Below are 24,223 nucleotides of genomic sequence, written 5' to 3' on the forward strand. Positions count from 1 at the left end.
TGAGGGAGGACAGCCCTGTGGTGAGTCGTTGCCGCACGTCGTGTGACACCCGTGTTCGCCGGCTCGACCGCGGCATCGAGGAGACCACTTGGCACGTGGACGGTGGAGTTCCTTTCAGCAGCTGGACAAGCCCGCCGAATCCGGTAGCCATTCCCGGGGGACGAGCTGGCCGTTCCCCTCGAGCGTCGTGCGAGGAGATTCCTCAGTTGTGCCGCCGTGGTGGGCCATCCGATCGGGGGCATGGCAGCCGCGGGTGAGCAGCACACGGAGGCCCGGTTCCGGACCGCGCGGATGGTGCGGCTGACAGGGGCCTCCGAGCGGATGCTGCGTTACTACGAGGAGCGCGGCATCGTCGCGCGAACGCTCCAAGGCGGAGCTCAACGCCACCTCTCTCGCCCTTCGAAACGGGGGTCGTCGGGCGCGATCGGGTGAACGCGACGGACGTCCCTGTGACACCGCTCGGTTGTTCGCACCACCTCCGTGACGTCGCGGCGCCGAACGTCCACATCGGGCGGACGGCGGTTGCCGGAACCACTTCGGCCGGTGGCGGGCGAGCCGGAAAATCACCCACGAAACGGAGTATGATCGTCGTTCGCAGCTGTCGGCGCCAGGGAGGGGGCGCGGTGCGGAACGATGTGCGATTTCGCGTGCTGGGACCGCTCGAAGTGGTCGTCGACGGCAACGTCGTCCCGGTCAACGCGACCAAGCAGCGCATCCTGCTGGCGATGTTGCTGTTGTCCGCCAACAGCATGGTCACCGCCGACGACCTGGTCGACCAGCTGTGGGACCAGGACCCGCCGCGAGGGGCTCGTGCGACGCTGCAAACCTACGTGCAACGCCTGCGCCGGGTGATCGGCGAGGCCGACCGGATCACCGCGATGACCGGCGGGTACCGGATGCGGGTCGAACCGGGCGAACTCGACCTCCAGCGGTTCCGGGAGGCCGTCGACCGCGCCCTGCAGGTCGGCGACCTCGCGGAACGCAGTGAGATCCTGCGTGAGGCTCTGAACTGCTGGCGCGGTGGAGCGCTCGCCGACACGCCGTCGGATTTGCTGCGCACGGTCCACGCGCCCCGGCTCGAGCGCGAGCGGATCGCCGCGCAAGAGGCCTTGTTCGACGCCGGGTTGCGGCTGGGACGGCACCGCGAGCTGGTCGGTGAACTGCAGGCGGCCGCCGATGCCGCACCACTGCGGGAAAAGCTGCACGCCCAGCTCATGCTGGCCTTGTCCCGGTCCGGCCAGCAGGCCGAAGCCTTCGCGGTGTACAACCGGATCAAGGAAGCCCTCGCCACCGAGCTCGGCGTCGATCCCGATGTCGAACTTCGGCAGGTCTACGAGCACATCCTGACGCGAGACCCGGTTTCGGCGCCGCCTCTCGCGAGCCACGGGGAGGCGGTGCCCGGCGAGCTGGTGCCGCACGAACTGCCCGCGGACGTGCCGGACTTCGTCGGCCGCGATGACCTCGTCGGCCGCATCGAGCACGCCTTGACGTCGTCGGCGGGAGTTCCGGTCGTGGTGGTCACCGGGCTGCCGGGTGCCGGGAAGACGGCGTTGGCCGTGAAAGTTGCCCACGGTCTGCAGAACCGTTTCCCCGACGGCCGGTTGTACGTAGATCTGCGCGGGCACGCCGCGACTCCGGCGTTGACCCCGACCGAGGTGCTGGCCCGTTTCGTCATCGCGCTGGGCGCGACGACGACCCGCCTGCCGTCCGGTCGGGAAGAGCTCGTCGCGCTCTACCGCACTCTGCTGCGCGGCCGGAAGATCCTGTTCGTGCTCGACAACGCGGTCAGCCCGAGCCAGGTCCGGCCGTTGCTGCCGAGTGCGCCGGGCTGCGGCGTGGTGATCACCAGCCGGAACGACCTGCGGGGGCTGGTCGCACTGCAAGGGGCCGCTCTGTTCCCGGTCGACGTGCTGTCCGAGGAGCACGCGGGAGCGTTGCTGACCACCATGATCGGCGCCGAGCGGATCGCGGCCGAACCGGCCGCCGCGCGGGAACTGGCGAGTCTCTGCGGGTTTCTTCCGCTGGCCCTGCGGATCGCCGCGGCGAACGTGGTCAGCGGGCCGAGCGGTTCGCTGGCCGAGTACGTCGAACAGCTGCGACGCGGCAACCGGCTGACGTCACTGGAGATCGAAGGTGACGAGGAAGCCACGGTCCGAACTGCGTTCCGGCTGTCCTACGTGGCGCTGGACCCGATGACCGCACGGGTGTTCCGGCTGCTCGGGCTCGTGGCCGGGCCGGACTTCTCGACCGAGGCCGTCGCCGCGTTGACGAGCTTGCCCGGCGACGCCGTCCGGGCGCGGCTCGACCAGCTGACCGTGGCGAACCTCGTCGTGCGGAAGAACGGCTCGAGGCACCAGCTGCACGACCTGCTGCGCGTCTTCGCCGCGGAACGGTGCCTGGAGGACGACCCCGAGCAGGCTCTGGATTCGGCCGTGGCCGGCCTTCTCGAGTTCTACCTGCGGCACACGGAGTCCGCGGGGAGCCTGTTGTACCCGACGTATGTGCGGCTCCCGTGGCCGGACGGGCTGGCACCACCGGAGCCGGGTTTCTTCGCCGACCCCGGCGAGGCGACGACGTGGATGGACACCGAGTGCCTCAACGTACTGGCAGCCGTGGTCCGCGCCGCGGAGGGGACGCACGAACGGCTGGTCTGGCTCCTGGTCGAAGCCGTGCGCCCGTACCTGGTGGCGAGCGGCCGCTACCGCGAAGAAGGAATAGGCGCCTTCACCGCGGCATTGCGCGCGGCCGTGGCCCGCGGCGACCTTCCCGCCATCGCGTCGATCCATTCGTGCCTGGGCTCGCTCACCTTCCGCCACGGGGACAACCAGGCCGCCGCACACCACTTCGCGGAAGAGCTCGCTGCCTACCGGGAGGCGGGCCACCGGGAGGGGCAAGCCCGCGCGCTGATCGCGCTGGGCAACCTGGACCGGGACGTCGGACGGGTCGACGACGCCGCGGCGCGGATCCGCGAGGGGCTGGCCTTGGCCGCGGCATCGGCGAACCGGCTCCTGGAACGCTTCGGCTGGCTCGGGCTGAGCTATGCCGAACTGCTGCGCGGGGAGCTCGACGAAGCCGAAAACGCCGCGCGGCAGGTGATCGCCCTCTGCGACAGCTCGGGCGAGCGGGCCACCGAAGGCAACGCGCGCGGCATTCTCGGCGAGATCCTGTTGCTGCGCGGTCGCTGTCACGACGCTGTCGAGCAGTTCACCCGGTCCTTGGACCTGCTCCGCCGAGGCTCGGTCGGCCACTTCGAGGCCGATGTGCTCGGCCACCTCGCCCGGGCTCACCTCGAGGTCGGAGATCTGGAGGCGGCTGGGCGGAACGCCCGGCTGGCCCTGCGGATCGCGCGTGGCAGCGCCGCCAGGGAAGACGAGGCGGAGGCCCTGACCGCGCTCGCCGGAGTGCACGAGCTCAGTGGTGACTTGGATGAAGCCCGCCGGCTTTACCGCTCGGCACTGGGCGTGTGCCAGCAGATCGGGTACCGCCGCGGGGAAATCTCCGCCCTCGCCGGGTACGCCGAGGTCAGCCGGCTGACCGGGAACATCCCGACGGCCGTTTCCCGCGCCCGGAAAGCGGTCGCGCTGTGCGCGGAAGCCGGGCTGCACATCCTGGGCATGCGGGCGAAAATCGTGCTGGCACAGGCGGAACTCGACGACGGCGACGTGCACACCGCGGCCGTGCTCGCCGAGTCGTCCTACGCCGAGGCACAGCGGTTCGGGGCGCAGCTCGAACAGGCAAGGGCGTTGCGAGTGCTGGCGTTGGCGCGGCGAGCCGTCGGGGACCCGGCCGTCGCGGACAAGTACTGCCGGCTCGCCCTCGAATGCCTCAGCGGGGCCGGGCTGCCCGCCACCGCCGGGCTGCGCCGGTCATTGGCCGACGCTTGCGGCGGGTGAGCGCACCGGGCCGTCCACGCGCCGCCAGGCGAGCCCGATCACGACGGAGACCACCACGCCGAGCGACCCGGCCGCCGCGATGACCGTCGAAGGCGCGAAGACCTCGGCGAGGAGCCCGTAGCCGAGGATCGCGATCCCCTGGACGAGCCGCAGCAGGGCGAAAACCAGCCCGCTCATCTGCCCGCGCATGGCCTCCGGGGTGGACTGCACCACACCGGTGGTGACTGGGACCCAGAAGCACGTCGCGGCGCCGTTCACGAACCAGATGACCGCGTCGGCGATGAAGCCCGGCTGCCACGCGCACACCACGAACGGGGCGGCCGACGCCGCCGCCAGCACGCCGAGCAGGCGCATCCGGGTTTCCGGCCGCAGCCATCTGGCCACTGCCCACACGCCGACGACCATGCCCGCCGAGCCGATGCCCATCAACGCTCCGGCGGCGGCTTCACCGTTGCCCGACTCCACCGCGTAGGGTGCCGCCAATGCCGTCGCGACCATGCAGATGCCGGGGATGACGGCGAACGCCATCAACGTGCGGAGCCGCCGGTCGGTGCGGACCAGCCGCGAGCTCGCCGACAGGGAGCCCCACCAGCGACCGGTCGTCGCGGTGCCCGGCCCCGTCACCGGCCGGGACCGGACACCGGTCCAGATCAGCAGCGCGGAACTCGCGAAGGTGCCCGCGTTGATGTAGAGGGCCGTGCTCATGCCGAGTTGCTGGGCGACGGCGCCCGCGCCGGCGAACCCCACGCCGACCGCGAGGTTGGCCAGCATGGTGTTGGCCGACGTGCCGACCACGTAGCGGTCGCCGGTGAGCACCAGCGACAACGTCGCCGTTTGCGCGCTGCGGAACGGCGAATCCAGCAACCGCACCGCGAGCAGCAGCAACCACACCACCGCCAGCGGCAGCCCGGATGTCGCCATCACGGCGACCAGCCCGGCCCGGACGAGGTCGGCCGTGATCATCACGGTCTTGCGGCTGAACCGGTCCGCGAGGCCGGACAGCAGCGCGCCGCCGGCGAGGTCGGGCAGGAAGGTCAGGGCGTAGGTGACCGCCGCGAGCACGGGGGACTGGCTCGACGCGTACACGCCGATCGTCACCGCACCCCTGGCCAGGAAGTCGCCCGCCGTCGACAGGCCGAACCCGCAGAAGATGGCCCGGAATTCGGAATCGGCGAAGACTTCCCGGAACGTGGTCACCTCTCCTCCCGTCCCGCGACTACTCGCCCGCCGGCTCCTGACGGGGTTCGGCGTAGGACAGGAAGCCGGGGGTCGTGGTGTTGCGCGAGACGAGGTGGGCGTCCGCCGACGGCGCGGCGAGGTCGGCCGGCGTGGTGAATTCGGCGTATGCCGCGAACAGTTCTTCGGAGTGCATGGGGATACCTTTCGAAGAAGGTCGGTTGCCTGTTGGCGATCTTCACCCTGCATGCGGCCGGACGTCGTGGCAAGCGATCGACGAGTGTGGTGTAGTTCACAAATTGGGCGAGGTGGTGTTCCGGAAGATCCTCGCCGCGTCGACGTTCCCCGCCGCGAACGAGCGCGCCAGCTCGTCTTCTCGCACTCCCGGCGCCAGCAACGCGTCGGCGATCACCCGGGAGCGGTGCTCCCCGAAGCTGAGGCCGCGGTGCCCCGGCCGGGAGTCGGCGGGATCCCACGCCGCCGCCACGCCGTCCGCGACGCGGTGCGCGTAGGCCGACACCGCCGCGCCCAAGCCTCGGATCCCGGACAGCCCCTTCACGATCTCGGGCGCGGCGGGCCACGCGTCGCGGCCCAGGTAGAGGACCAGCGCGTCCCGGCGCGGAAGGTGGAGGCCGACCTTGGCCCGGTAGGGGACGCCGAGGTCTTCGAGCAGGACGAGGACCTCGTGCCACGCGGCCGTCGCCGTGTCAGGCGCGACGAGGTGCAGGTAGAGGCGCAGAGTGTGGTCGCCGGACGTCAGGCCGTGCCCCGGAGAGCCGTCGACGAGGAAGAAGCCCGGCGCGAGGTGCGGGCGGCGGCAGTCGATGTCGAACGTCGTGCGGGCACCGACCGCCGCGGCGCCGGCCGGTACGCGGACCCGGACACCGTCGACCTCGACGACGTCGGCCGAGCGCACGCGGCCGCGCATGCGGGTCAGCCGGTGCGGCACCGCGGCGGCGAGCCGGTCGCGGAAACCGGGGAGTTCCGCTTCGCTCTCGCTTTCCCCGGCGTGGAGGTGGTCGTACAGGGCGGTCGCCAGCCGGGCTCGCAGTGCGGCCGGGTCGGCGGCCCGCAGGAGCCGGCCGCCGACGACCGCGCGGTTCTCCCGGTGGTCGACTTCAACGGTGCGCAGAGTGTCGAGCACCGTCCTGATCGATCCGCTCGCGGCGGGAAAGAGCCGCGTCATGCCGCCAGTCCCAAGGTGGTGGCGAACCGGTCGGGAGCCAGCAGCACGGCCCGGCCGATCCCGGCGGCCGCGCGTTCGACCGGGAGCAGCCGGGACTGCTTCTCGGCTCCGGCGAGCAGGCGGTCGAACTGGTGCCACCCGGCGAAAGCGGCCGAACGCCGGACGAGATCGGCGTCCGGCTCCCGGCGCTCTTTCCGGTAGGCGCGCCAGAACGCGGCGATCAGCGGGCGCACTTGCCCGAACCGGGCCGCGCCGCGGGCGACGGTCTCCTCGTGGCCGGGCGTGCCCCCGGCGGCGGCGATGCCCAGCGTGCTGCGGAACAGCCATTCACCGACGAAGGCGCCGACGTCCCGCGCCGGGTCACCGCGCCTGAGCTCGTCCCAGTCGGTCAGCCGGACTTCGCTCCCGCCGATCACGAACTGGTCGAGCCGGAGGTCGCCGTGCACCGGGGTGAGCGCGGCCTCCGGCGGGGTGCACAACGGCCGGATCGCCGCGGTCAGCGCCTCGTCCCCCTGCAGCAGCCGCCACAGCTCGAGTTCGGCGGCGCACGCGTTGCGGTAGACCTCCACCGGCAGCGACTCGAGCTCCTCCAGCGGGGGAAGCGGCGGGCACGACGAGTCGAGCCACGGTGGGCAGGGCGCGTCGTGCAGCCTCGCCACGAGCCGCCCCAGCCTGCCGGCCGTCGCCTCGTCGAAATCGCCGTCGTCGGCGAGTCGCCGTCCGTCGCGCACGGGAGCGACCAGTTCGTAGGCCAGTACCCCGGTATCCGCGTCCCAGCCGAGGCACCGCGGCCTCGGCACCGGCGCCCAGTCCGACGACTCCAGCGCGATCAGTCTGCCGAGCGTGCGGGCGCCACCCGGGGAGCCGGGTGCGATTCGCTTGACGAAGACTTCGGTTCCGGAAACGGTGGTGCCGGCCCAATTCCGGTGTCGACCGCGATATGTCCGCACCGAGCCGAGTGCGCCGAGGCCGAGTTTCGCCAGCAGCGAATCGACGATCTCCCGTTCCGCGGTGTTCGTGTCGCTGGAGCCGATTTCTGCCATCGTGACCATGTTAACCTCCGGATCGGGGGCTGAGGCAGGGAGCAAGGGTGCGGGAGATTCGTGTCGACGCCGACGGTGTTCCGGTGCTTTCCTATCTTCGGCGGGAGAACGCGGGACGGCCGTGGGCCGACCGGGTCGAAGTCCTCGGCGACGGCGCCGCGGAAGTCGCCCTTCGCGAAATGTCCGGCTGGGCGGCGACGGCTCCGAGGTCCTTCGCCGGAGAACTGGTCGCCCGCGGCGCGCGGGAGCTCCGGGCGACCCACCGCATGACCCTCGACCTGTCCGTGCGACGGCCACCGGGTGCCTGGGAGAACGCCACGGCGCCGCCGCTGCGGTGTGAACCGTTCGATCGGCCGGTCGACGACCTGATCCCGGCCTGGCGGGCCGCGTACGCGCCCGGTCACCCGGACTACCGGCCCGAATACGAGGACGTCGTCGCGGTGCGGGATCGCTTCGAGGCACTGGCCGCCGGAACGTCGTTCGGGCCGCTGTCGCCGCTCAGTGGGGTCGTCAGCCACGACGGCGTGGTGGTGGCCGGGCTGCTGCTCAACGAGTTCCCCGGTGAGGTGCCCTGGGGCGGATTCCTGATCACCGACCTGTTCCGGCACCCGGCGTACCCGCAGGCGGGGACGCTCCTGCTCCGCTGGACCCTGGCCCGCGCGGCCGCGGTGGGTCTCGGCGTGGTCGGCCTGGTCGTCACGGACGGCAACCCGGCGCGCCGCCTCTACGAGCGGCACGGCTTCGAGGTCTTCGAAAGCCCGATGACCGTCGCCATTCCCTGAGACGCCTCTGACCTGCGCAGAAATCCGGCGTCTGCGAAACGTCTGAGGCGTCCGCGAGGCTCGCGGTGTCCGAGGGGAAGGAGGACGGCCGCCGCGCGGTCGACCCGGCTGCGGCCGGGACCGGAGGCTGTCCTGCCCGGCCCCTGACCAGGGCAGAGGGAGGGACACAGGGTGAAGGGCCAGGTCGCCGAACGAACCGGACTGTCGGCGGTGCCGGAGAAGGTCCCGATCGCCCGGCTGGTGGCCGCGGATTCCCCGCGCCTGCACGGCGAGCACGCCGACCATGTCAAGGCGCTCGCCGCGATGGACACGCCACTGCCGCCGATCGTCGTCCACCGGTCGACGATGAAGGTCATCGACGGGATGCACCGCCTCCGGGCGGCCGTGCTGCGCGGCGAAGAAGCCCTCGACGTGCTGTTCTTCACCGGTGCGGACGCGGACGCCTTCGTGCTCGCCGTCGAGCTCAACCACGCGCATGGCCTGCCGCTCTCGACCGCCGACCGCAAGGTCGCGGCCGCTCGCATCGTCGATTCGCACCCGACGTGGTCGGACCGCCGGATCTCGGCGGTCACCGGCCTGGCGGCCAGCACCGTCGCGACGGTCCGGAGGTGTTCGAGCGAACGGATCAGGCAGTCGAACGTCCGGGTCGGCAAGGACGGCCGGGTGCGGCCGGTCGACGGCACCGAGGCACGCATGCGCGCCGCCGAGCTGATGACGGCCAACCCGTCGGCCTCGCTGCGCGAGGTCGCGAAAGCCGTGCGGATCTCGCCGTCGACCGCCAAGGACGTGCGGGCCCGGCTCTCGAGGGGCGAATCGCCGGTGACACCCCGGCAGCGGAAACGGGACGATGCCCCACCGCCGGTGCGGGACACGGCCGCCGGGTTCGTCGCGTCCCTCGCCCGCGATCCGTCGTTGCGGTTCAGCGAATCCGGCCGCGTTCTGCTCCGGTTCATCGGCTGTGCCGCGGTCGGTGACGAGCAATGGGAGGAAATGCTGCACGGGGTGCCCGTGCACCAGCGGGAAACGGTCGTGCAGTTGGCCCGGGAATGCGCGTCGGCGTGGCTCGGTTTCGCCGATCGCCTCGAAAGCCGGTCCGATCGCGGTGCGGCTTCGTGACGAATAGAAAATCGGGCGACACTCGAATGGTTGACGACGGTGATCGCTCCTGGCAGTGTCGAAGTCCTGGGCGGGAGTTGTCCAGGAAATCATTCGGCAAGGGGAAAAGGGAGAAATCATGTCCAATTCCACCCGTGAATACACCGCGGCGCAGCTCGCGGAGGCCGCCAAGGTCGCCCAGATCATGGACGCGGTCGTCGGGCGCCTGACCTACGACAAGGACTTCGCGGCGGCACTGGCGAACAACCCGGGTGAAGCCCTCGCCAACGCTGGCCTGCGCATGGAGAAGGAAGCCGTCGAGGTCCTCATGGCGACCGACCCCGAGCGCTTCGACCGGTCCTGCGAGGCGCTGTTCGACCTCGTCGACTCGGACTTCCTGCACAAGCTCGTGATGCCGTCGTGCAACCCGAACCTGGTGCCCGAGCACCAGTACGACGTGGCCTGACGAGTGGCGGCCACCCACCGCGGTGGCGGGTGAACAACCGATGGAAACGACGAGGCGGGCTCTCCGGCTTCCCGACGGGGAGCCCGCCCGTCGGTGTTCGAACTGCAGGCTTTGGGGAGTGGTGCGTGATGCAGCCGTTGATCGAAAAGAGTTCGGAATACCTCCGGCAGTGGATCGAGCGGAACGGCGTCGATCGACGCGAAGTGGCCCGGGTCGTCGAAGGCGTCGACGTCAGCGCACGGCGCGAGGTCCCGGCCCTGCCGGACGGTCAGGAACCCGAGATCTTCATCCCGGGCCTGACCGCGTCGGCGTGGTGGGACAGCGGGCGGTTCCCGTGGCTCGCGGAGCTGGAAGCCTCGACCGCCGACATCACCCGCGAATTCCTCGCCGCGGGCGGCTTCGGGGGCGGCGGGGTGGTCTCCCAGCCGAGTGAGCTCACCGATCAGGGCCGGTGGACGGCGCTGTACCTGTACTGCATCGGGAAGGCCTACTCCCGCAACCTTGACCTGTGCCCGGCGACGACGCGGGCGCTCGGCGCCGTTCCCGGCGTCACCGCGGCCGACGGCGGCATGTGCTACTTCTCGATCATGGAGCCCCGGACGCACGTTTCGGCGCACACGGGCTACACCAACGCGCACCTGCGGTGCCACCTCGGGCTCGTGGTCCCCGGCGAGTGCCGGCTCCGGGTCGGGGGCGAAGTCCGGGAGTGGGAACAGGGCAAGGCTTTCGTCTTCGACGATTCCTTCGAGCACGAAGCCTGGAACGACGCCGAGTCGGGGCGGGCCGTGCTGCTGTTCGACCTGTGGCACCCGGATCTGACCGACGTGGAGGTGCGAGCGCTCGCGCACATGATGGGCGTGTGGCGCAAGCTGCTGGCCCGCAGTTTCTGGTCCGCCGAGATGGCCCGGTCGTAGGCGGGGGATGCAGATGGCTCGCGTCGCGCTGGTCAACCTGGCCAGCCTCCCCATGCCCGGCAACGACCCGATCTTCCCGATTGGCTTGCGCTGCGTGCAGGACGCCCTGGACCGGGCCGGGCACCAGACCCGCCTCGTCGACTTCGTCGAGAGTCCCGCGGCGCTGGACGACCTTTCGTGGGCGGCCGAAGGCTGGGACGTCATCGGTTTCACGATCCGCAACATCGACCCGCTCGACCTCGCCTGCGACGGGCACGTCGAGCACTACCAGGCGTTCCTCGACCGGATCAGGCACACCGTCGGCGCGGCCGCGCCGCTGCTGGTGGGCGGCGGGCCGGGCTACAGCCTCTTCGCGGACGCGCTGCTGCGCCGGCTCGGGTTCGACGTCGGCGTCGTCGGCCCCGGCGAGCAGTCGATGCTCGAAATCGTCGCGGACCCGGACGCGCACCGCGGCTCCGGCCGCAACGTCGACGGAAAGCGCTACCCGGACTTCCTCGGCAACGTGCTGACGCACCCGCGCTCGCTGATGTCGGCCTACGTCGACCGCCAAGGCCAGGTCGAAGGCACCATGATCGGCGTCGAAACGCGTCGCAAGACCTGCTACCAGGGCTGCGTCTACTGCCCGTACGCCTACATCAGCGGTCAGAACCAGGGCGACCTCAAGCCGGTCGACCTCATCGCCGCCGAGTTGCACACCATCCACCGGTCGGGCATCCGCCGGGTCTTCTTCACCGACGGCATCTTCAACAGCGAACTCAAGTACGCCAAGGAAGTCGTCCGGACGATCATCGGCCAGGACCTCCCCGGGCTCACCTGGTCCGCCTATTTCACGCCGAAACCGTTCGACGACGAGTTCGCCGCACTGCTGCGCCGGAGCGACGTCGAATTCGTCGTGGTCTCCCCGGACAGCCTGGACGACCGAATGATGAAGGTACTCGGCAAGAGCTTCGACACGCGGCACGTGACCCGGTTCATCGAGCGGTGCCAGCGGCACGAGCTGGGCATCCGCATGAATATCGTGTTCGGCGGGCCGGGCGAGAGCCGGGAGAGCGTGCGCGCCACGGCCCGGTACGTGAACGCGAACCTGGCCACCGAAGAGCTCGTGATGAACCTGGGCTACCGGGTGCTGCCCGAGACCGCGCTCGCCCGGCAGCTTTCGCTGGCGGACGACGACCTGCTCGACCCGACGTTCTACCCGTTCGACCCGGATTTGTTCTCCTGGGTCATCGAGGAGCTCGACACCCGGTTCATGAGCACTCGCGTGCTGCTCAACCTCATGGCCGCGCGGGCTCGAGCCGCCGGATGACGAAGGTTCCGCTGCACGCGCAGGCACCGGACGCCGTGGCCGCGAACTTCCCGTACCTCGCGTTGACCCGGTCGCGCCCCGGCGCCGAGCGGATCGGTCAGGTCGCGGGGTGAACGCGGACGACGGTTGCACGGTGCGCCGGCTGACCCCGGACGACACCGACGAGATCTACGAGCTCATCACGTTCGACGGCTTGAGCGCGGCGCGGCTGGCGGCGGAACTCGCCGCCGGCGACGACTACCACTGGGTGGGTCTGGTCGACCCGGCCGGACGGTTGCGCGGTGTCCACCGGAGCCTGCGGTGGGGCAGCCACCTGATGCTGAAGGGGGTGTTCGTCGAGAAGTCCGTCCGCGGGTCTGGCGCCGTGTTGCGACTGGCCTTCGCCTTGCGCGAGCTGGCTCGCGACGCGGGGTGCGCCGGGATCGCCGCGTGGATCGAACCGTCCAAACCGGAGGCCGCGTTGGCGCGCGTGCTGCGGTTGCGCGCGGAGGGCTCGCTGCTGCACCGGTTCGAGGTCCGGTTCGCCGACGACGGCGGACGTGGTGCCGGTGCCGGATCCCCGCGGAACTCCGGCGTGCTCACCCGGCAGGCCGTGGGGGCCGCTCCGGGCGCGCCTCTGGTGGGCGACCTGCTCCGCACCGACGGGGCGGGCGGGATCGTGGCCCACTGGGTGATCGACGGACGGCGTGCCGTGTTGAGCGGGTGTCCTGTATGGACGGTCGGCCTGCTCGACCGGGTGGTTTCCGCCGTGCGGGACCAGGTAGGGGACGTCGACGCCGTGGAGTTCCCCTTGCCCGCCGGTGATCTGGCGGCCGCGCTGGTGCTGACGGGGACCGGGGCCCGGCGGCTGAGCCGGACGCCGATCCGGCTCGGCCGGTGCGATTTCCCGGTGAGGAGGCCGGTCCCGTGTTGAGTCCCCGCGAAGCCCGGGCGCTGTGCTCCGGCACCGATGTCGAATCGACCTTGCGCGTCCTCCGCCGGGAACACATCGACGCCGGGGCGCTGAGGAAGCTCTTGGCCCAGCGCGAAGACGACGGCGAAGGGCCACGGCCGACCGTGGCCGAACTGGTCGACGAGCACGGCCGGACCAGTGAGGCGGCGGTCCACGTCCCGGCCGGGGTGCCGCGCGGACGCCTCGGAGCCCTGGTGGTCCTGCACGGCGCCGGCGGCTCCGGTCCCCAGGTGCTGCCACACTTCACGGCGCTCGGGGACCGCGTCGGAGCTGCCGTGATCTGCCCGACGGCCCAGGTGCCACCGCGCCCCGCGAACGGCCTGGACCTGGCAGGCCCCTTCGGCAAGCGGTTCGCCCGGCCGAGCTGGGACCTCCGCGGCGGAGACCTGCCGCTGGCCGCGTTGCGCTGGGCCCGGTCCGTCCTGGACGTCGATCCCGATCGCTGCTTCGTCGCCGGCGTGTCGATGGGCGGCTTGGCGACGTGGAACCTCGGCATGCGGTTCTGGCCGCGGTTCGCCGGCGCGGTTCCGCTGAACGGCGCCCTGTCGATGTGGGAGGTGTTCGGGACCGACCGGCGCAGCCGCACGCTGCTGCCCAACCTGCGCGCGCTGCCCGTGTTCGCCGTCCACGGGAGCGAGGACGAGCAGATCCCGGCGCGGTTCGACCGCCAGTCCGTGGCCACGCTTCGCGAACTGGGCCACCACGACGTCGAGTACGTCGAGGTCGCCGACGGCCAGCACGGCCTGGAGACGCTGGGGATGGGCCCCGGCACCCCGCTGCACCGGCGGCTGGCGCAGTGGCTGGCGGCGCGACGGCGTGCCACCTGCCCAGTCGCGATCCGGCACCGGGCGGACGAGGACCGCCACGGCCGGGCGCACTGGGTCCAGGCGAGCGGGATCAGCCCGCGGGCGGCCGCGGAGGTCCGGGCCCATCGGAAGGGGCCCGGCCACGTCGTCATTGACGTCGAGCACGCCACGAGCGTGACGCTGCACCTGAGCAGCGCGTGGGTTTCCCCGGGCGAGACCTTGCGGGTTTCCGTCAACGGCGAGACGTCGGCGGTCCGGTTCGAGCCGGATCTCGAGACCACCGTCGCCTCGTTCCGCGAAACGGCGGACCCGGATTCGACGGCCGAGCAGGTGGCCTCCTTCGAGGTGCCACCCGACACAGAAACGAGGGACGATGCCGCTCACCCGATCCGAGATCCGCGAGATGCTGCTCGCCAGGGGCACCGAACAGGAGGAGATCTTCGCGCGGGCACGGCAGGCCCGTGAAGAGTGCTTCGGGTCCACGGTCGTGCTCCGCGGCGTCGTCGAGGTCACGAACGTGTGCCGCGTGAACTGCGACTACTGCCCGATGCGCCGGGACAACACGCGCGGCAACGACCGGTACTTCATGAGCGCCGAGGAGATCGTGAGCCGAGCCACGCGGATCAAGGACGCGGGCATCGACGTCATCCTCCTGCAAGGCGGGGAGACACCGCGGGAGCTGTCGGCGGTCGAAGAAGCCATCCCGCGGATCAGGGAGCTCTTCGACGACCGCGTCGAGATCCTGCTGAACCTGGGCAACATGCGGAAAGCGCAGTACGCGCGGCTGCGCGAGACCGGGGCGACCAGCTACATCCTCAAGCACGAGACGAGCGATCCCGCGCTGCACCGGAAGCTGCGGCACGAAAGCCTCGAAGAGCGGCTGCGGTGCATGCGCGACCTCCTCGACCTCGGCTACAAGGTCGGGACCGGGCTCATCTCCGACCTTCCCGGGCAGAGCCTCGAGAGCGTGGTGGACGACATCGAGCTGGCGGGCGAGATCGGCGTCCACATGTGCAGCGTGAGCCCGTTCGTGCCCGCCCCGGACACCCCGCTGCAGCTCGGGGCGCCGGGCTCCGTCGACCTGGCGCTCAACGTGCTGGCCTGCCTGCGGATCAGCTACCCCGGACTGCTCATCCCTTCGGTGAGCGCACTCGAGAAGACCAGCGCGGGCGGGCAGTCACGCGGGCTCGCGGCCGGCGCCAACGTCATGACGGTGAACTTCACCGGCGACTCCGACCGGCACCGCTACCTGATCTACGGCAAGGACCGGTTCGTGGTGAAGATGCGGCACGTCGAGGAACTCGTCCGCGCGGCGGACCTGCGTGTCCGCGGGTCGGTGTTCCTGGACGAGGAGGCACCGGTGGTGTCGCGATGACCGGTGAACGCCAAGAGCTGGCGGCGTTGCTCCTCGCGCAGGGTGCGGGGATCGACGGCGTGCCGCTCGTGGAGGGCGAATCCCGCCTCGAGGCGGTCGGCCGCGGGCTGGCCGGGGCGGGTGTCCGGCCCGGCGATCCGGTCGTGCTCGCGGGCTTGCGGGGCCGCGACCTGCTGCTGGCGGCCGTCGCGGCGTGGCGGCTGGACGCGGTCCCGGCGCCGGTGCCGACGACCTCGGGCGCACCGGCCGCGTTGGAAGGCGCCTGCCGGGTGGGGGCGGACCTGGCGGTCGCGCCGAAGCAGGCGGGCGCACCGGTCCCCGACCTGTCCGGCACGGCGGTGCTCCACCTGAGCCTCGGGCAGTGCCGGACGGCCCAAGGTGGTCAGACGCGAAGTGGGCAGCCTGGTCGTCGAGGCCGAGGGGTACCGCGTCGGACTGGCGCTGACCCCCGAGGACCGCGTGGCGGTCCCGATTCCCCTGGTCCACTCCTTGGGCTGGGGCGTCGCGATGAGCGCGCTCGTCAACGGCAGCGGCGTCGAGGTGACGCCGTTGGCCGGTGCCGGTTCGGTGGCGCGGCGGATCGACTCGGGTGCTGTCTCCGTGGTGGCGATGACCCCGCCCCTGGCCCGGCTTCTCGTCGCGACCCAGCGGCGGGGCGACGGCGGGTTGCGCACCGCCGTGGTCGGCGCGGGCCCGGTTTCCGGCGAACTCGCCGACGCGTTCCGCACGCGGTTCGGTGTCTCCCCGCTGCGCGGGTACGGGTCGTCCGAGACGGGCGGCACGTTCTGCGGGACGGAGGGGATCGGGCGGGCGCTGCCGGGGGTCGAGGTGCTCCGGCCCCAGGCCGGGGAGACCGGTGAGCTCGTCCTGCGCCTGGCGGCGCCGGTGCAGGGTTACCTGGACAGCGGGGAACCCCCGACGCACGAGTGGTGGACGGGCGACGTCGTCCGGCGTGAACCCGGCGGCATCGTGCGGTTCGTCGAGCGGATCCGCGGACCGCTGCGCCTCAACGGCCGGTTCGTCGACGTCTCGGCGATGGACGCGGACCTGCGTGCGCAGCCGGGCGTCGACGACGTCCATTTTCTCGCGGTGCCCCGGCGGTCGGCCCCCGAGAGCGAGGACTTCTTCGTCGTGGTCGCCGGGCCCGGTGCCGCCGGAGCGGACCTGGCGGACCGCGTGGAGCTCGTCGCGGCCGGAGTACCCGTCCCCCGGCTGATCCGGTGCGACCGGCTGCCCTCGACCGCGATCGGCAAACCGGACCGGGAGGCGATGATCGAACTGGTGAGGAAGGACGACGCCGTTGCCCGACCATGAACTCCTCGTCGCGACGCAGCTCGCGGAAACCTTGGCGGAGCGGGGAATCCCGGCCGGCACGGCCGAAGAGATCGTCCGCAACCGCGATTGGTGCCACCAGGACTACGCGCAGTTCGGGCTGGGCTCCCTGGACTGGCTCGCCATCGCCGTGAAGGTCGAGGCGGCGACCGGTGCGGAGCTGCCGGACCACGTCCTGCTCGAACCGGAACACCGGAGCGTGAGCGGGTGGGCCGCGGCGCTGGCTTCGGTGCTCCCGACCACGCTCGTCGACAGTGAACCCAGGAGGTCGGAATGAGAGTCTCCCAGCGTGGCAAGCGGTTCGTCGTCATCGACGACTTCCTCGACGAGGCCAAGCTGGCCGCGGCGCGGGACATGCTCGCCCGCCCCGGCTTCGCCGAGGTGGAGAGCGTCATTTCGCCGGAGGAGGACGGCGTCGCCTTCCGGGCGAAAGGCATCCAGTTCCGGGACGAGCTGCAGCGCCGCCGGGGTGGGGGGACGGCCCGGACACTACGAGGAGCTGGTGCGGATCGTGCACCGCGAGCGCGAGTTCTACGGCGAGTGGAGGGCCGACTGGAACCGGATCGCGTTCACCTGCTGGAAGTACCCGGCAGGCAGCCGCCTCGGCTGGCACAACGACGCCGGCCTCGGCAGGCGCGGCGAGTTCATCCTGTTTCTGCACGAGTCCTGGCGTCCGTCGTGGGGTGGCGAGCTGATGCTGCTCGACGTCGACCCGGAGGAACTGACCGGTGTCGAAGCCGGGAGCGGGACGCCGGTGGCGCGGATGGAGGCGTTCCTCGACGCCTGCCCGGTCAGCCCGGTCGCGATCGCGCCGAAGCCGAACCGGCTGGTCTTGGTGAAGGCGGAGACGGTCCACCAGATCCACCGCGTCGACGAGACCGCGGGTGACGCGCTGCGGTGCACGCTCACGGGTTTCGTTTCGCAAGACGTCCGTGACCCGAACGCGCCCAGCGCACGAGAAAGGATGGCGGAAGCTCTTGGGGTTCTCTGAAGGGGTGAGGAGTCGCCTGCGCGGTGCGCTGCACGGGCGGTCGGAGAAATTTCTGGCGACGGCGATGGCGGTGCTCTACCTCGGGACGGGGATTTCGTACTCGCTGCTCGCCCTGTACTGCATCCGGCACCTCGGCCTGAGTCCCGTGGCGTACGGGGCCGGGATGAGCGTCGCCGCGGTGCTCGGGATCGCGTCCGGGCCCGTGATGGGTTCGCTGGCGGACCGGTACGACGGGCATCGGCTGTACGCCCTCCTCGTGTGGATCATGTGCGTGGCCACCGCGGCGATCATCGTCGCGCCCGGCTGGTTGGCGCTGGTCCTGTTGAGCGTGCTGACGGTCTGCGGACGCGGGAGTGCCGCCGTGATCGGGGCGTTGATCGGGCGCACGGTGCCCAAGGACCGGCGGATCGGCTACCGGGCCGTGGTCAAGTCGTTGAGCAACTCGACGATGCTGCTCGGCCTGGGGCTCGGTGCGCTCGTGCTGGCCCAGGGATCGAGGGAGGCGTTCCGGTTCGGGTTCGCCGCCGAAGCGTTGACGTTCGTCGTGGCGGGGGCGCTCGTCTGGCTGGCGATTCCCCGGGGAACCGCTGTGCCCGGTCGGGAAAAGCGGGATGAACCGGTCCGCCGGTCCCGGTTCGAGGTGCTCAAGGACGGCAGGTTCGCGGCGCTGACCGTGGTGAACGGCGTCCTGACCCTGTCCGAGTCGATGCTCACCATCGCCTTGCCGTTGTGGGTCTCCGCGCGCATGCACGCGCCGCTCTGGCTCGTGTCGGTCGCGATGGTCGTGTACACCGTCGGCATCGTGGTCCTGCAGGTGCCCGCCTCGCGCGGGGTGAAGGACGTGCGGACGTCGGTCCGCGCCGGTCGTCGCGGTGGGCTCCTCTTCGCCGCCGCGGCCTTGATGTTCCCGTTGGCGGCGTTGCCTTCCGGGCTGCCGCTGGCGTTGGGGGCGGTCGTGCTCCTGGCCCTCGCCGTGGTGGCGGGCGAGGTGTTCTACACGGCGGGGTCGTGGGGACTCGTCTACGAAATCGCGCCCGAGGAGTCCCTGGGGCAGTACCAGGGGTTCTTCAACACCGGCTTCGACCTCAGCATGATGCTCGGACCCGCCCTGTTCGCAGGGCTGGTCGCCGACCGGAGCATGGTCGGGTGGGGCGTGCTGGCGGCGGTGTTCCTGGTCGCGGCCCTCGCGATCGCGCCGCTGGGCACCCGCAGCCGGGAAGCCAGCCCGGCTGGGGCGCCGGGCTGATCCGTATCTCGAATTCGTGCCACTGGAGGGTTGTCATGTTCAAGTTCATGGTGCTCGCCGCGACGTCGACTTCCGCGATCGCGCTGACGGTGGCACCGGCGTCGGCCGACGTCGGTTCTCACTGCCAGCAGGATGGCTATTGCCTGTTCTCGGGTACGAGCTTCACCGGAACGAAGGTCGCCGTGCCGTCCGGTTCGGGGTGCGCGCCGGTGACGGGCCTCGGCTTCGCCGTGGCGCGGTCGGCGGCACGCGGCTACGGCGACAGCAAGGTCCTCGAACTGTTCTCCGACACCCAGTGCGCGACCTCGCTGGGCGTCGTCTCCGGCGAGGTCGCGAGCACGGCGGCCCGCGCGTACCGGCTCATCTCGATTCCGGCGTGACAACCGGCGAACTCGTGGCGGGTGCGCGCACCCGCCACGAGTTCGCGGCTCGCTAGCCGTGGACCGTCACCGGGAACTTCGACGGGCCCCGCAGGTTGATCCGGCCGTTCCACTCCAGATCTCCCGCAAAACCCAGCTTCGGGAACCGCTGGACCAACCGGCTCACCGCGACCTGACCCTCCAGCCGCGCCAAAGCCGCCCCCAGACAATGGTGCGGCCCCGCCCCGAACGACACCTGGCTCCGCGCCTCCGGGCGGTCCAAGCGCAACGCATCCGCGTCCGGGCCGAAGAACCTCTCATCACGGTTGGCCGACGCCAAACACGCCAGCACGAACGTCCCCGCGGGGATCTCCTTGCCCGCCAGCTCATACGGCGACGTCGTGATCCGGCGGGTCTGCTGGACCGGGGAGTCGTACCTCAAGAACTCCTCCACCGCGTTCGCCGCCAGGTCCGGCTGCGCGCGCAGCAGCTGCCACTGCGAGGGGTTGCGCAACAACGCGTTCACCCCGTTGGCGATCAGGTTCACCGTCGTCTCGTGGCCGGCCACGTACAACAACACCACCTGGGCCACCAGCTCGTCGCCGTCCAGGACTTGGCCCTCGTGCTCTGCCTCGATCAGGGCCGTCAGCAGGTCCTCGGCCGGGTTCTTGCGCTTCCACTCGATCACCTCGCGGGTGATCGACGTCAGCTCCGCGTCCGCCGCCATGATCGCTCGGGCCGTTTCCTCGTCCGCCACGATCTCCAGTGACCTCACCAGGGTTCCGCTCAGCTCGCGGATTCGCGTGTGGTCGGTCGGGGGCATGCCCAGCATCTCCGAGATCACCGCGAACGGCAGCGGGAACGCCAGCTCCTCCACCAGGTCCGACGGCCCCTTGTCCGCCATCCGGTCCAGTGCCTCGTCCACCAGCCGGACGATCTTCGGCTCCAGCGCCGCCACCGCGCGGCGCGTGAACACCTTCGTCACCAATGACCGCAGGCGCGTGTGGTCGGGCGGGTCGCGGTCGAGCATCGACAAGTTCAACGCCCCCGCGTTGCCCTCCTCGCCGAAGTACTCGACCTGCTGGCTGAACGGCCCCGGTGCCAGGTTGCCCACCTCGACCGACAACCCCGCCTTCAGCACCTTCGAGACGTCCTCGAACCGGGACACGAACCAGAACCCCAGCGGGTGCTCCTGCACCGGGTCCTCGTCGCGCAGCATCTTGTAGTGCGGGTACGGGTCTTCGAAGAACCCGGGCGTGAACGGGTTGAACAGCCGCTCTTCGACGTTGGTCATGGCCTACCCCCAGACATGCACCGCGTTGGTGACATACGCAGTGTATGTCCTATGCTTGGCGCATGTCGACCGTCAAGAGCCGGCGGGAGCAGTACTCCGAGGCCACGCGCGCCGCCCTGCTGGCCGCGGCCACCCGCCGGTTCGCCGAGCACGGTTTCGCCGGCGCCGCGCTGGAAGACATCGCCGCCGACATCCAGGCCACGCGCGGGGCGATCTACCACCACTTCGCCGGCAAGAGCGCGTTGTTCGAAGCCGTGTTCCAGCAGCTCGAAACCGAGGCGATGGAACTGTCCGCGGCCGCGGCGGCGCGGGCCGAAGCCCCCTGGCCCGCCGCGATCGCCGCGCTCGACGTGTTCCTCGACCGGTGCTGCGACCCCGTTTACGGCCGGATCGTCTGGCAGGAAGCGCCGATCGCTTTGGGCTGGCTGCGCTGGCAGGCGGCCGAGGAGCAGTTCGCGTACGGCCTGGTCGAGCAGCTGATCAAGGCAATGATGGACGGTGGTGACATCGAGCCGCAGCCGCTGGAAACCACGACACGCCTGGTGTTCGGCATGCTCGGCACCGCGGGCATGGCGCTCGCCGAAGCGTCCGATGTGGACAAACCGCGGCTGAAGGCGGAGTACGCGGCGGTCATCGGCCGGATGGCTTCGGGGCTGGGTCCGCGCGTCTCCTGAACTTCTGCCGAACGTGCGCGCGAACCCCGGACAAATTGTCACCGGTGTGCTAGTTCCGGGCCGCATTCTTCGGCGTTTTTGCCCCCATTCGTGTTTAGGGGGGCACCCTCAGTAGCACTTGTGGAGTCTGTGTAAGCTTCGGTCTCGCTTGACCGGGTGATCACTCACCCGAATCAGTGGCCGTCGTGATCGGGGATTCGGGATCTCACGCGGCCCTAACGTCGCGGTTCGGGCTCGGATAGGAGATTTATGCAGGTCAGGTCAGCTCTTGTGCGTGGCGGGATCGCGGTGCTCGCCGCGGCCGCCGCGGTCATGGTCGGTGCCCCCTCGGCACTCGCGGACGACGGCGCCGCGCGCGGCCGGGTCAGCGAGAACGCCGGCACCCTCGGCTACAAGATCAACCTCGACGGCGGCGGTGGCGCGATCACCAAGCTGTTCGGCTTCAAGCTGTCCGACGGCAGCTCGCTCAAGCTGTACTGCGTCCAGATCGAGGTCGGCATGCGCACCGACGTCGACATGGTCGAGCGGCCCTGGAACAAGTACCCGGACGAGAAGTCGCCGTTCGAGAAGAACAGCGCCAAGATCAACTGGGTGCTGCACAACGGCTTCCCGGGCGCCGGGCTGGACGCGCTCGGCAAGACCCTCGACAAGGCCGGCACCAAGGCGCACGACGGCATCTCCGAGCGCGAGGCGATCTCCGCCACGCAGGCCGCCGTGTGGCACTTCAGCGACGGCGTGGACCTCAAGCTCGACAAGCCGCTGGCCGACAACGACGCCTCGGCCGAGGACAACGCCGACGTCGCCGCCCTGTACGGCTACCTCACCGGGGACGCCAACAAGGGCATCGGCGCGCAGCCGAAGCCGACGCTGAACATCGCCGCGCAGAAGACCGAGGGCGCCGCCGGCACCAAGATCGGCCCGTTCGACGTCGCCACCACCGGTGACATCACCTCGCTCACCACCGACCTGCCCGAGGGCGTCAAGGTCACCGACGCCGACGGCAAGGAGCTCAAGTCGTCCGAGGTCAAGGACGGCAGCAAGCTCTACGTCGACGTCCCCGCCGACGCCAAGCCGGGCAAGGGCACGTTCTCGCTGAAGGTCAGCGGGCACCTGGACACCGGGCGCCTGTTCGTCGCCGAGAACTACGCGCAGAAGCCGGCGCAGTCGCTGATCGTCGCCGACTCGGAGAAGACCCAGGTCACCGCGAAGGCGGCCGCGAGCTGGACCGAGGCCGGTGCCGTGCCGAGCACCGCGCCGAGCACCCCGGGTGGGGCCGAGTCCGGCGGTGGCGACCTGGCCAACACCGGTGTCGACGCCGCGGTTCCGTTCACCATCGGCGGCCTGCTGCTCGGCGGCGGCGCGCTGGTGCTGCTGCTGAACCGTCGTCGCAGCCGCGCGTAACACTCCCGGACGGGGCCGGTCCACTGTGGACCGGCCCCGTTTTCGTGCGTTGAACCCTAGGTCATTGGTCTAGACTTTTGGGTCATGCGCGGTACGACCGTTCCGCCGGGGACACCCTGCCCGCCGCCGCGGGCGGGCGAGCTGCCCATGCACCGGCTGGAAGTGGCAGAACCGCCGGCGCCGCCCTTCGCCATCGGCACGTTCGACGAGATCGGGCCGCTGTCGCGCGCGGAGTTCCCGCACCGGCACACCTTCCACGAGCTGCTGCACGTCACCGGCGGCACCGGCGCGCACGTCGTCGACACCGCGCGCTGGCCGCTGCGGCCGCCGCACCTCGGCGTCATCGCGCCGGGCCAGGTGCACCAGTGGGCGGACGTGCGGGGCCTCACCGGGCACGTCGTGCTGTTCACCGACGACTTCCTGCTCGACTACCCGGCCGACCGCGAGCGGCTGCGGCGGCTCAGCGAACGCCCGTGGCTCGCCCTGGACGCCCGTGCCGACGACGCCGTCTCGCGGCTGATCGCCGAGTTGACCGACGAGTACCGCCGCGGCGACGAAGGCGCCGATTCCGTGCTGCGGGCCCTGGTGCACGTCCTCGTCGTGCGCGCCGGACGGCTGCCCGGGACGCCGGAAGCGCCGCCCGCGCCCGCCGGGGCCGTGGCCGCCGAGTTCGCCCGGCTCACCGGTCGCCCGGACCTCGGGCTGTGGTCGGTGCGCGCGCACGCCGACCGCATCGGCGTCACCCCCGGCTACCTCACCGAGGCGGTGAAGGCCGCGACCGGGCGCACCGCCGCGCAGCTGCTGCGTGAGGCGCGGACCCGGGAGGCGCAGCGGTTCCTGCTCCGGACGGACCTGACCGTGCGGCAGGTCGCGAGCCGCGTCGGGTTCGCCGACCCGGCCTACTTCTGCCGGTTCTTCCGCCGCGAAACCGGGCTGAGCCCCGGCGACTTCCGCCGCGGCGGGGAGATTCACCACGACTGACCGGTCCAGTCCATCGTCGCGCACCCCGTGCCGTGCCTACGTTCGAAGGGATCCCCGACGCCCCCACGAGGAGCAGGCATGGACGAAGAAACCCAGCTCAGCCGCAAAACGGTGCTGAAGGCCGCGCTCGCGGCCGGCGTCGCCGCGCCGGTCGCGCTGTTCGGCGGCCCGGCGCTCGCGCGCACCAGCGTCGCCGCCGGCGCGGTCCCGGAGCTGACCCCGGAGTGCCACGACGGCGACGAGCCGACGATCGAGCAGACCGAAGGCCCCTACTTCAAACCGAACTCGCCCGAGCGGACCAACCTCGTCACGCCCGGCACCCAGGGCACCCGGCTGACCGTGACCGGATACGTCTTCGGGCTCGCGTGCCAGCCGGTGAACCGCGCGCTGCTGGACTTCTGGCAGGCCGACGTCAACGGCGCCTACGACAACGTCGGCTACACCTTCCGCGGCCACCAGTACACCAACGCCCAGGGCGCGTTCACGCTGTCCACGATCGTGCCCGGCCTCTACCCGGGCCGCACCCGGCACATCCACGTCAAGGTGCAGGCGCCGGGACGGCCGATCCTGACCACCCAGCTCTACTTCCCGAACGAGCCGCGCAACAACACCGACACGATCTTCGACGCGCGCCTGCTGATGACCGTGCGGGACAACGGCTCCGCGAAGGAAGCCGCCTTCGACTTCGTGCTCAACGTGCCGCAGACGCCGACGTCGACCCCGTCGACGTCGCCCACGACGCCGCCCGGGGACACGACCTGGGCGGTGGGCACCGTTTACGCGGCGGGTGCCCGGGTCACCTACGGCGGCCAGGGGTACGTGTGCTTGCAGGGGCACACCGCCCAGCCGGGCTGGGAACCCCCGGCCGTCCCCGCGCTCTGGCGAGCGGGGTGATCAAGGCGGGCTCCGGAGCCGCACCTCCGGGGCCCGCCCCCCAGTTCCGCACGATAG

General features: G+C 71.0%; 22 protein-coding genes and 1 pseudogene. 18 read left to right on the top strand and 5 right to left on the bottom strand.

All coding sequences use genetic code 11. From position 1 onward, the window contains the following. The first annotated feature begins 623 nt into the window (after window positions 1–623). Window positions 624–3,893 (top strand): AfsR/SARP family transcriptional regulator, encoded by a 3,270-nt coding sequence (locus QP939_RS21745; protein WP_285458645.1) that lies wholly within the window; start codon window positions 624–626, stop codon window positions 3,891–3,893. Here QP939_RS21745 and QP939_RS21750 read toward each other — a convergent pair. The 4 genes from QP939_RS21750 to lxmK all read right to left on the bottom strand — a co-directional run bounded on the left by QP939_RS21750 (window position 3,867) and on the right by lxmK (window position 7,298). Next, on the bottom strand, window positions 3,867–5,090 hold the full coding sequence (locus QP939_RS21750) for an MFS transporter (protein ID WP_285458646.1): 1,224 nt from the start codon (window positions 5,088–5,090) through the stop codon (window positions 3,867–3,869). The two genes, QP939_RS21745 and QP939_RS21750, sit on opposite strands and share 27 nt — an antisense overlap. Before the next feature lie 19 nt (window positions 5,091–5,109). Then, the gene (locus QP939_RS21755) at window positions 5,110–5,265 is read right to left on the bottom strand and encodes a hypothetical protein (protein WP_285458648.1); all 156 of its coding nucleotides are present in this window, start codon (window positions 5,263–5,265) and stop codon (window positions 5,110–5,112) included. A 96-nt stretch (window positions 5,266–5,361) separates the two neighbouring features. Continuing rightward, the gene (locus QP939_RS21760) at window positions 5,362–6,255 is read right to left on the bottom strand and encodes a T3SS effector HopA1 family protein (RefSeq protein WP_285458649.1); all 894 of its coding nucleotides are present in this window, start codon (window positions 6,253–6,255) and stop codon (window positions 5,362–5,364) included. Then, the gene (gene lxmK, locus QP939_RS21765) at window positions 6,252–7,298 is read right to left on the bottom strand and encodes a class V lanthionine synthetase subunit LxmK (RefSeq protein WP_285458650.1); all 1,047 of its coding nucleotides are present in this window, start codon (window positions 7,296–7,298) and stop codon (window positions 6,252–6,254) included. The genes QP939_RS21760 and lxmK overlap by 4 nt, the downstream gene beginning before the upstream one ends. A 47-nt stretch (window positions 7,299–7,345) precedes the next feature. Here lxmK and QP939_RS21770 point away from each other — a divergent pair, with 47 nt between their 5' ends. The 13 genes and pseudogenes from QP939_RS21770 to QP939_RS21830 all read left to right on the top strand — a co-directional run bounded on the left by QP939_RS21770 (window position 7,346) and on the right by QP939_RS21830 (window position 18,943). Beyond that, a complete protein-coding gene (locus QP939_RS21770) occupies window positions 7,346–8,080 on the top strand; it encodes a GNAT family N-acetyltransferase (protein ID WP_285458651.1) in 735 nt (244 codons plus the stop codon). 171 nt (window positions 8,081–8,251) lie between these two features. Beyond that, the gene (locus tag QP939_RS21775) at window positions 8,252–9,196 is read left to right on the top strand and encodes a ParB/RepB/Spo0J family partition protein (protein ID WP_285458652.1); all 945 of its coding nucleotides are present in this window, start codon (window positions 8,252–8,254) and stop codon (window positions 9,194–9,196) included. 118 nt (window positions 9,197–9,314) lie between these two features. After that, window positions 9,315–9,641 (top strand): Os1348 family NHLP clan protein, encoded by a 327-nt coding sequence (locus QP939_RS21780; protein WP_285458653.1) that lies wholly within the window; start codon window positions 9,315–9,317, stop codon window positions 9,639–9,641. A gap of 128 nt (window positions 9,642–9,769) precedes the next feature. Then, a complete protein-coding gene (locus QP939_RS21785; RefSeq protein WP_285459813.1) occupies window positions 9,770–10,555 on the top strand; it encodes an aspartyl/asparaginyl beta-hydroxylase domain-containing protein in 786 nt (261 codons plus the stop codon). A 13-nt stretch (window positions 10,556–10,568) separates the two neighbouring features. Further along, on the top strand, window positions 10,569–11,861 hold the full coding sequence (locus tag QP939_RS21790) for a B12-binding domain-containing radical SAM protein (protein ID WP_285458655.1): 1,293 nt from the start codon (window positions 10,569–10,571) through the stop codon (window positions 11,859–11,861). 109 nt (window positions 11,862–11,970) lie between these two features. Continuing rightward, window positions 11,971–12,774 (top strand): hypothetical protein, encoded by an 804-nt coding sequence (locus tag QP939_RS21795; protein ID WP_285458656.1) that lies wholly within the window; start codon window positions 11,971–11,973, stop codon window positions 12,772–12,774. Then, window positions 12,768–14,084 carry an alpha/beta hydrolase gene (locus QP939_RS21800; protein ID WP_285458657.1) on the top strand — a complete coding sequence of 439 codons (1,317 nt, stop codon included), beginning with the start codon at window positions 12,768–12,770 and terminating at the stop codon, window positions 14,082–14,084. The genes QP939_RS21795 and QP939_RS21800 overlap by 7 nt, the downstream gene beginning before the upstream one ends. Continuing rightward, window positions 13,993–14,994, top strand: a complete 1,002-nt coding sequence (locus QP939_RS21805) for a biotin synthase BioB (RefSeq protein WP_285458658.1) — start codon at window positions 13,993–13,995, stop codon at window positions 14,992–14,994. Before QP939_RS21800 ends, QP939_RS21805 begins: the two co-directional genes overlap by 92 nt. Before the next feature lie 366 nt (window positions 14,995–15,360). Beyond that, window positions 15,361–16,308, top strand: a pseudogene (locus QP939_RS21810) (AMP-binding protein); the annotation flags it as partial. Then, the gene (locus tag QP939_RS21815; RefSeq protein ID WP_285458659.1) at window positions 16,295–16,603 is read left to right on the top strand and encodes a phosphopantetheine-binding protein; all 309 of its coding nucleotides are present in this window, start codon (window positions 16,295–16,297) and stop codon (window positions 16,601–16,603) included. The pseudogene QP939_RS21810 and the gene QP939_RS21815, both read left to right, overlap by 14 nt. A gap of 225 nt (window positions 16,604–16,828) precedes the next feature. Beyond that, complete coding sequence (locus QP939_RS21820; protein WP_285458660.1) at window positions 16,829–17,317, top strand: 2OG-Fe(II) oxygenase family protein; 489 nt, start codon at window positions 16,829–16,831, stop codon at window positions 17,315–17,317. Between the two features lie 64 nt (window positions 17,318–17,381). Beyond that, on the top strand, window positions 17,382–18,563 hold the full coding sequence (locus QP939_RS21825; protein WP_285458661.1) for an MFS transporter: 1,182 nt from the start codon (window positions 17,382–17,384) through the stop codon (window positions 18,561–18,563). Between the two features lie 35 nt (window positions 18,564–18,598). Then, window positions 18,599–18,943, top strand: coding sequence for a hypothetical protein (locus tag QP939_RS21830; protein WP_285458662.1), 345 nt, complete (start codon window positions 18,599–18,601; stop codon window positions 18,941–18,943). 52 nt (window positions 18,944–18,995) lie between these two features. Here QP939_RS21830 and QP939_RS21835 read toward each other — a convergent pair whose 3' ends face one another. Beyond that, complete coding sequence (locus tag QP939_RS21835; protein ID WP_285458663.1) at window positions 18,996–20,216, bottom strand: cytochrome P450; 1,221 nt, start codon at window positions 20,214–20,216, stop codon at window positions 18,996–18,998. Between the two features lie 62 nt (window positions 20,217–20,278). Here QP939_RS21835 and QP939_RS21840 point away from each other — a divergent pair, with 62 nt between their 5' ends. From QP939_RS21840 to QP939_RS21855, 4 genes are all read left to right on the top strand, one after another. Further along, window positions 20,279–20,890 carry a TetR/AcrR family transcriptional regulator gene (locus QP939_RS21840; RefSeq protein ID WP_285458664.1) on the top strand — a complete coding sequence of 204 codons (612 nt, stop codon included), beginning with the start codon at window positions 20,279–20,281 and terminating at the stop codon, window positions 20,888–20,890. Window positions 20,891–21,139: 249 nt separating this feature from the next. Then, window positions 21,140–22,291 carry a thioester domain-containing protein gene (locus QP939_RS21845; RefSeq protein WP_285458665.1) on the top strand — a complete coding sequence of 384 codons (1,152 nt, stop codon included), beginning with the start codon at window positions 21,140–21,142 and terminating at the stop codon, window positions 22,289–22,291. Between the two features lie 84 nt (window positions 22,292–22,375). Next, on the top strand, window positions 22,376–23,272 hold the full coding sequence (locus QP939_RS21850) for a helix-turn-helix transcriptional regulator (protein ID WP_285458667.1): 897 nt from the start codon (window positions 22,376–22,378) through the stop codon (window positions 23,270–23,272). A gap of 78 nt (window positions 23,273–23,350) precedes the next feature. Further along, entirely contained in the window at window positions 23,351–24,166 is an 816-nt protein-coding gene (locus tag QP939_RS21855) for a dioxygenase family protein (protein WP_285458668.1), read from the top strand. Window positions 24,167–24,223: the final 57 nt, after the last annotated feature.

Origin of the sequence: Amycolatopsis nalaikhensis, from assembly GCF_030264295.1 — a bacterium.
Taxonomy (GTDB): Bacteria; Actinomycetota; Actinomycetes; order Mycobacteriales; family Pseudonocardiaceae; genus Amycolatopsis; species Amycolatopsis nalaikhensis.

What these genes read in the sequence shown, in the direction of transcription:
- lxmK (WP_285458650.1), bottom strand. Translation starts at nt 7,298, where the DNA reads ATGGCAGAAATCGGCTCCAGCGACACGAACACCGCGGAACGGGAGATC.
- QP939_RS21805 (WP_285458658.1), top strand. Translation starts at nt 13,993, where the DNA reads ATGCCGCTCACCCGATCCGAGATCCGCGAGATGCTGCTCGCCAGGGGC.
- QP939_RS21855 (WP_285458668.1), top strand. Translation starts at nt 23,351, where the DNA reads ATGGACGAAGAAACCCAGCTCAGCCGCAAAACGGTGCTGAAGGCCGCG.
- QP939_RS21830 (WP_285458662.1), top strand. Translation starts at nt 18,599, where the DNA reads ATGTTCAAGTTCATGGTGCTCGCCGCGACGTCGACTTCCGCGATCGCG.
- QP939_RS21785 (WP_285459813.1), top strand. Translation starts at nt 9,770, where the DNA reads ATGCAGCCGTTGATCGAAAAGAGTTCGGAATACCTCCGGCAGTGGATC.
- QP939_RS21760 (WP_285458649.1), bottom strand. Translation starts at nt 6,255, where the DNA reads ATGACGCGGCTCTTTCCCGCCGCGAGCGGATCGATCAGGACGGTGCTC.
- QP939_RS21755 (WP_285458648.1), bottom strand. Translation starts at nt 5,265, where the DNA reads ATGCACTCCGAAGAACTGTTCGCGGCATACGCCGAATTCACCACGCCG.
- QP939_RS21790 (WP_285458655.1), top strand. Translation starts at nt 10,569, where the DNA reads ATGGCTCGCGTCGCGCTGGTCAACCTGGCCAGCCTCCCCATGCCCGGC.
- QP939_RS21840 (WP_285458664.1), top strand. Translation starts at nt 20,279, where the DNA reads ATGTCGACCGTCAAGAGCCGGCGGGAGCAGTACTCCGAGGCCACGCGC.
- QP939_RS21825 (WP_285458661.1), top strand. Translation starts at nt 17,382, where the DNA reads ATGGCGGTGCTCTACCTCGGGACGGGGATTTCGTACTCGCTGCTCGCC.
- QP939_RS21850 (WP_285458667.1), top strand. Translation starts at nt 22,376, where the DNA reads ATGCGCGGTACGACCGTTCCGCCGGGGACACCCTGCCCGCCGCCGCGG.
- QP939_RS21780 (WP_285458653.1), top strand. Translation starts at nt 9,315, where the DNA reads ATGTCCAATTCCACCCGTGAATACACCGCGGCGCAGCTCGCGGAGGCC.
- QP939_RS21845 (WP_285458665.1), top strand. Translation starts at nt 21,140, where the DNA reads ATGCAGGTCAGGTCAGCTCTTGTGCGTGGCGGGATCGCGGTGCTCGCC.
- QP939_RS21835 (WP_285458663.1), bottom strand. Translation starts at nt 20,216, where the DNA reads ATGACCAACGTCGAAGAGCGGCTGTTCAACCCGTTCACGCCCGGGTTC.